The organism is Protofrankia sp. Cas3, assembly GCF_963555955.1.
In the GTDB taxonomy this organism is placed as follows: Bacteria; Actinomycetota; Actinomycetes; order Frankiales; family Frankiaceae; genus Protofrankia.
This window is the reverse complement of record NZ_CAUVXP010000241.1, coordinates 1-6,096: the sequence shown is the minus strand read 5'-3', so window position 1 is coordinate 6,096 and position 6,096 is coordinate 1. Positions and strand designations below refer to the sequence as shown.

General features: G+C 67.8%; 6 protein-coding genes and 1 pseudogene. 3 read left to right on the top strand and 4 right to left on the bottom strand.

The window, feature by feature from the left end; translation table 11 throughout:
- The 3 genes and pseudogenes from U9983_RS26195 to U9983_RS26185 form a co-directional block, all read left to right on the top strand.
- Positions 1-205 (top strand): annotated as a pseudogene (locus U9983_RS26195) (TetR/AcrR family transcriptional regulator); the annotation flags it as partial.
- 53 nt (positions 206-258) lie between these two features.
- Entirely contained in the window at positions 259-720 is a 462-nt protein-coding gene (locus U9983_RS26190) for a hypothetical protein (RefSeq protein WP_322756570.1), read from the top strand.
- The gene (locus U9983_RS26185; protein ID WP_322756569.1) at positions 717-1,073 is read left to right on the top strand and encodes a hypothetical protein; all 357 of its coding nucleotides are present in this window, start codon (positions 717-719) and stop codon (positions 1,071-1,073) included. The genes U9983_RS26190 and U9983_RS26185 overlap by 4 nt, the downstream gene beginning before the upstream one ends.
- 48 nt (positions 1,074-1,121) lie before the next feature.
- Here the strand turns inward: U9983_RS26185 and U9983_RS26180 are convergent, their stop codons facing one another.
- The 4 genes from U9983_RS26180 to U9983_RS26165 form a co-directional block, all read right to left on the bottom strand.
- A complete protein-coding gene (locus tag U9983_RS26180; RefSeq protein WP_322756568.1) occupies positions 1,122-1,310 on the bottom strand; it encodes a hypothetical protein in 189 nt (62 codons plus the stop codon).
- A gap of 219 nt (positions 1,311-1,529) precedes the next feature.
- Positions 1,530-3,017: an AAA family ATPase gene (locus tag U9983_RS26175; protein WP_416211555.1), complete on the bottom strand. Its 1,488-nt coding sequence runs from the start codon at positions 3,015-3,017 to the stop codon at positions 1,530-1,532.
- A gap of 305 nt (positions 3,018-3,322) precedes the next feature.
- On the bottom strand, positions 3,323-4,213 hold the full coding sequence (locus tag U9983_RS26170; RefSeq protein WP_322756566.1) for a PfkB family carbohydrate kinase: 891 nt from the start codon (positions 4,211-4,213) through the stop codon (positions 3,323-3,325).
- A 44-nt stretch (positions 4,214-4,257) separates the two neighbouring features.
- A complete protein-coding gene (locus U9983_RS26165) occupies positions 4,258-5,529 on the bottom strand; it encodes a peptidase M50 (RefSeq protein ID WP_322756565.1) in 1,272 nt (423 codons plus the stop codon).
- Positions 5,530-6,096 lie beyond the last annotated feature (567 nt).

Genomic DNA, 6,096 nt, shown 5'->3' with positions numbered 1-6,096 from the left:
CGGTCACGCCCTGACCGAAGCCCGCCACACCGCGGCGACCATCGCCCACAAGGGTCCGGACGCCACCGTCACCCCGGTGACCGCGATCAGCTCGGCCGCCGCCCGCTACCCCCACCTCGCCGCGGTCGCCGACCACCTCGCCGGGGCGATGGAAACCCAGTTCCACGAGGGTCTGGGCCTCATCCTCACCGCACTCGCGATCTGACCGACGACCCACCCCAGTTGACTTCGGAACGTGTTCCGAAGTATTTTTGATCTATGTCCGCTCTCACCGTTTCCTTCTCCGACCTGTCGAAGAACTCCAAGAGGGTCGCTGACACCGTCGAACGCGCCCAGCGCGTCCAGGTGACGCGGCGTGACGGCGAGAACCTCTACCTGACCACGGAGCATCATGATCGGCAGCGGGAGGAGACCGCCGACGTCACCGCCCGTCTGTTCACCGCGCTGATTGGCAACGACGAAGGCGCGCGGGCTGTCCTGCTCGCCCTGCCCGAGGTCTTTCCCTGGAGTAGGCACCTGTCCGCCGACGAAATGCGCGAGTTCCTCACCGACCTCGTGAACGCGACCCGCGACGTCGCAGAACTGGATATCCATTCCCATCTGCACCGGGTCATCGTCGAGTGGCGCGCCACCGCCAGAATTCTCGCCAACCCCGAACTGACCGCAGCGCTGACGGCGCCCCTCCCGGATGAGGACCATGGGGAGGTGTATGCCCCGTGAGCCCCAAACGCGGAGACGATGTTCCCGCTCCACCGATCGGCAGCGAATGGCGGCTTCGGTTCGCCACGAACGAGGCAGCCAAAGGGTGGGGCGAGCTGTGCGCAGAAGCGGCCGGCAACACCCGCCGCTGCTACGAGGCGCTACGCAGCAATCCACTTTCGATGAGCGACCCGGATCGGCAGCACCGGCTACGCGGGCGCCTCGCTACGGCCATGCTCGGCGGCTCGGAGTACCCCCAATGGGAGTACGAGGTGACCGCTGGCGGCCGCGTACGTTACCTCGTCGACGAAACCCGCCGGACCGTGCATCTCGTCTACTCCGCCACCCGCCACCCCAGGGACACCGACAGCTGACGCTCACCGAACCAGGGGCAACATCGCGCCAGCCCGGTGCAGGGCGCGTCAGGAACCTGTCAGAACACGTCGGAGATCCTTCATGAGAAGAAAGAGATACAGGTCGTCAGTCGGGCTCGACTCAAAGGCCGCGAGCCGCAGATAGAACGACCGCGCGTCGTCGTCTTCCGCATGGATCAGCAGCGCGCCGATTCCGACGAGATCAGCCGCCGCCGCTGTCCGCCGTAGCGCGTCCACGACAAGTGCCCGGCCGACTCCGTGACGCCCTCCGCATCGCTCGCCGCCTCCAGCAGCGCCCGTTGACGTGTGCTCGTGCGCAGGCCCAAGCGGTCCGTCTTCGCCGCAGCCACGTCCATCACTCACCTTGACGTTCGACCCAACTCGACCCTGCACGTCGTACTAACGGTGTACATACATCAGACATCAAGGGCGACAGACAGCGCAGTGGAGCGCGGTTCACGGCTCGGCCCGCCCGTACAGGGTGTTGACATCGATGAGGCGGACATCGGCGCGCTGGTCTGCGAGAAGCCGCAGATCGGGACTGAAGCCGGTCAGCGAGAAGATCGCGAGGACGGCGTCGTCTGTGTCGTGGCCGTCCTCGGCCAGAACCGCACGGATGCGTTCGAGTCGGGTGAGGTCACCCGGAGTGCGGCGCTGGGCGGTTGCCTTCGCCTCGCCGATCAGGGCGATACGGACGCCTCGTACGCGGGGCCGCTCGCCCGCCGCGAGTGCCAGCACATCCACCTCGTGCCTGGCGCGTCCCGCGCCGTCGTGCACGGCCGCGCTGCCGACTGTGCCCAGCGGCTGCCCGTCGAAGACCTCCCGCGTCGCGAAGAGACGCGTCCAGGTCCGTGCCAGCTCCTCGACGTGCGGGCCGAGGATCTGCGCCGCGAACGTCGCGGTGGACGCCTGCCATACCTGGGCGCCCTCGTGACGTTCCAGCAGGTCGCTGTAGGGCACTGTGATCAACTGGTTGAACCTGATGATCGGATCTGTCACCGTGATGACTGTGTTCCGCTGGCGCAGCATGTCCTGATCACGCCGCAGATAGCCTGCGGACTCCAGGACGTCCAGTGCATGGGTGAGCGCTGTCCGCTCCCGCCCGATCATACTGCCGATCTTTGCCGGGGTGCCCGCACCGGACGCGACCGCGGTCAGGATGTCGTAGTAGAGGGTCCGCCGGGTGATGCGGGGATCCTCGCGGAGCAGATGTTCGGTCTCGCTCCGCGTGAACAACCCAAGATCTGGATCAAGCAGGTTCTCCTGTACCCACGAGCCGAACTGCTCGACCGTGGCCGGGGGGTCGTCCTGCACGAGCTGGCGGTAGCCGGGCGCACCGCCGAGAACAGCGTGCAGGCGCAATGCCACTTCCGGATCTGCCACTCCCCACAGCGCCGCCGCCTGACGGTAGTCGAACGGACCCAGCCGCATGTCCAGTGCCACCCGGCCGCGCAGTGCCCGGGACCCCGAGAGCAGCTCGGTCATCACGTTCATCGCGGAACCGCACAGAATGAGCCGGCCACCTGGAGTCCGCCCCAGTTGCGAATCGTCGTACAGGTGCTGGAGAAGCGACGGGATCTCCGGGGAATGGTCGAGAAGGTAGGGCAGCTCGTCAATGACCAGGAGCGGAGCCGTCCCAGGTGAGCGATGTCGCTCCACGAGCTCCAGCGCGGTCGTGAGGATCTGCTGCCAGTCGTCCAGTTCAACCGCGGATGCAGGCAGTCCGGCGAAGCGGGCGAGAGCGGCCGCGAACCGCCGCTGCGCAGGCCGTCGGCCTTCCTCCTGTACCGCCGTCACGTACAGCCCGCCCGCCGCTTCGGTCAGGGCCCGCAGCAGGTAGGACTTGCCGTGGCGACGCCGTCCTGACAGCAGGCCGATCCGCAGGGCCGGTTCCCCTCGTGCGAGGAAGCGGACCAGCGTGGCCCACTGCTGATCCCGGTCCATGACATGTGCGGGCTTGTCCACGTCCACCATTCTGTATGTATTGATCTATACAGAACAGTATAGGTGCGGCCGACATCGCACAGTGAGAAGGGACGAACGCACGCTCCACAAAGTCCGCCTGGCGGATCTTCTGGCACTACGGGCCTGAGCCCCGCACGATCACCGTAGTCGCCATCAGGTCACATCCATAACACATGAAGACAATTTCCTACGGACATCCCATCAAGATCATGGATGGCAGGAGTCGTCAACACTGTTGACTACGGAATGAACTAGGGAAGGGTGTCCTGGCAGACGCGATCCGGTCAGGGGAACGCGAGAGAGCTGTCCTGGCCGGCCAGCTTGTCGATCTCCTCACGGGAAGCGATCGCCCACGGACCGATCCCCTCGATACTCAGGGCGGCTGCCGCCGCCGCGAACCGGACCGCCTCGCTGACCGTGCTCCCGCCGTCCAACGCGATGAACAACGCGCTGGCGAACACGTCACCGGCCCCGGTGTCGTCGACGAGCTGGGACGTCTCGATGGCGGGGAACTCCTGCGTGCCGGTCGCCAGCAGCACCTCACATCCGCCGGCGCCCCTGGTGACCACGACGATGCCGCCGGCCCGCCGCACCGCCTGCGCCACGCCTTTCAGGTACGGCGCCTCATAGTCCGCGAACACCACCACATCGAGCGTGGCCGCGGTCGGGCCGTCGATCTCCAAGGGCTGATGGTGGACGAGACCATGCTCGTCCCAGGAACGGATCAGCCCCTGCGGGGTCAGGCCGAGAAGGCCCCGCGCTTTTGCCCGGACGGCCTCCTCGATGACGATTTCCCGCGCGACGGGAGCCAGGTGCAGGACCCGAGTTTCGGGAATCCGGTCAAGGCCGGACACCGAGCCTGCGGATTTTTCCAGCCACTGGGTCCGGCGGCCGTCCATGCTTTCGTTACGGAACCGCGTCGTGTCCGCCGACGGCTGGATGTAGAGGAACGCCTCGGTGGCAAACGGCATCCACACCGGTACCAGTTCCGGAGCACAACCGCGCCCGAGTCCCGCAGCACACAAGCCGAGGCGCGCCGCCTGGATGATGGCGTAGACCACACTTCCACCGACCGCGAGCGACGAATCGGGCCGGACGTCGAGGGTCGGGTTCCCCACTGCCAGGTAATCAACAGGTGGACCACTGACCAACGCCTCGGCGCTCCTGATCGTCATGGCCGCAACATTACTCGCGGGGGGTTGCCCTTCCCATGAAAGGATCAGAGTCGGTCGTTTTGTGGCCGGCATTCCCGCGCCACGGCCGTGCCCGCGGGCACCAGCGCGACGGTCGCCAGCGCTCGGGCAATTTCCGCGTAGCCGACCGTGCCGATCAGCCGTGGCCTGCCGACACCGCCGCCCAGCACAGCACCACCCAGCACAGCACCGTCCAGCACAGCACCGTCCAGCACAGTGCCGTCACCTACACCGTCGTCCAGCACCAGGGCGCACCCGGCGGCCGGGCGCTCGGCCAGCCGCGGGAGCAGATCGCTCAGAAGCTCGTTCGGTGTGGTCGTGGGCACCGCGGCCATCGGGACGCTGACCTTCGTCACCCGGGTCAAGCCGCGGTCGTCGAGCGGCACCGCGGCAAGATCGCGCAGGTGTGCGACGCCGGCGAGGCCGCCGTCGAAATCGACCACGGCGAACACCACCTGCCCGGACGCGGGTACCACCTGGTCGGCCATGTCCTCGACGACCGCGGACACCGTCCGCCAACCGGGCACCACCTCGGGTGCGGGCCCCATCACATCCCCGACGCGGACGCCCGCGAGCGCTCTGTTCGTCCGCAGCCGGGACTGTTCCACCCGGCCCGAGCCGAGCGCGAGCCACCCGAGCAAGGCGACCCACAGGCCCATTGCGCCTGCCAGGAAGATCAACGCTGCACCTGAGGCGATCAGGATCCAACCAGTGATCACTCCGGCCCTGGCGGCTGCCGCGTCCGCGCGTTCACGGCTGCCGGTCCGCCGGTACACCAGCGCCGCTAGCAGGCGCCCACCTCCGGTGCGCGGGGCGGGCAGCAGCTCCGACAGGGTGATCAGAAGCGCGAGGCCACCGACCCAGAGCCCGACGCTGCCGGCCAGCGCCAGGCTGCCGCCCGGGGCGAGCCATCCCAGGGTGACCAGCCCCGCGCCACCGAGCCCGCTGACGGCCAACCCGACACAGGCGATGCGGGCTCCCGTCCGAGGTTCGTTGATGCCTGCGGTGGCGGCGCGCAGCCGACTACCGAAGGCGCCGACCGTGATCCCGTCCACCTGGACGCCTGCCCGGCGAGCGACGGCGGCCCGGGCGAGGTCGGCAGCCAGCAACAGGCCGAGGAGGAGCGCTGCTCCGGCAAGGCCGGCCGACAGGTACGCGACCGACGGCCGGTCCGGCACCGCGGCGGGAAGTGTGAAGGCGCCCAGCAGGATGGTCAGGAAGCCAATGGTCACAGCCACCCCGGGGCGCACCGAGACCGGAGTGCGTACCGTTCCCATCGGCGCATGATCGGCGGTCATGACCGTTCGATCCCCTTTCCGTCGCGGCCGCAAGCTGTGACAAAGATTGCGTTATGAGACTCGTCTCAAGGTTGCCCGATATCCGGCCCGCCCACACCATCCCGGACCCGGGAAGTTGATAAGAAGTCTCCTTACAGACCTTCAGGAATCCACAGACCTTCAGGAATCCACTGACCGGCAGGTATCCAGGGCGCCAAAGGGCCGGCGCACCTTCGCGCGGCTGGCGCCGGCCGGGAATGCCACCGTCCTCGACGCCGGCTCCGGAACCGGTCGCCACACCGCCGCCACACCGCCGCGACACGGCCGCGCTGCTCGACCGCGCTGCTCGACCGGCTGCCCGGGCCCGTCGTCGACTACGCACGGCTGACCGTCCGCCTGACATCGAGCCGACATCCAGCCGCCGGAAACGATCTTTCGAGCTTTGTGCGATCAACAAGGCCGCTTTCAGCGCACAAACCTCGAAAAATCATCAACAGGCGACCCGGCGACCCGGTCCCACCCCACAGCCCACAGCCCACAGCCCACAGCCCACGGACGAGCCGAGTCTCGCCCGGCAAACCCGCCAGC

Coding starts and splice junctions, on each gene's coding strand:
- U9983_RS26165 (WP_322756565.1), bottom strand. CDS start 5,529: ATGACCGCCGATCATGCGCCGATGGGAACGGTACGCACTCCGGTCTCG.
- U9983_RS26175 (WP_416211555.1), bottom strand. CDS start 3,017: ATGGACCGGGATCAGCAGTGGGCCACGCTGGTCCGCTTCCTCGCACGA.
- U9983_RS26190 (WP_322756570.1), top strand. CDS start 259: ATGTCCGCTCTCACCGTTTCCTTCTCCGACCTGTCGAAGAACTCCAAG.
- U9983_RS26170 (WP_322756566.1), bottom strand. CDS start 4,213: ATGACGATCAGGAGCGCCGAGGCGTTGGTCAGTGGTCCACCTGTTGAT.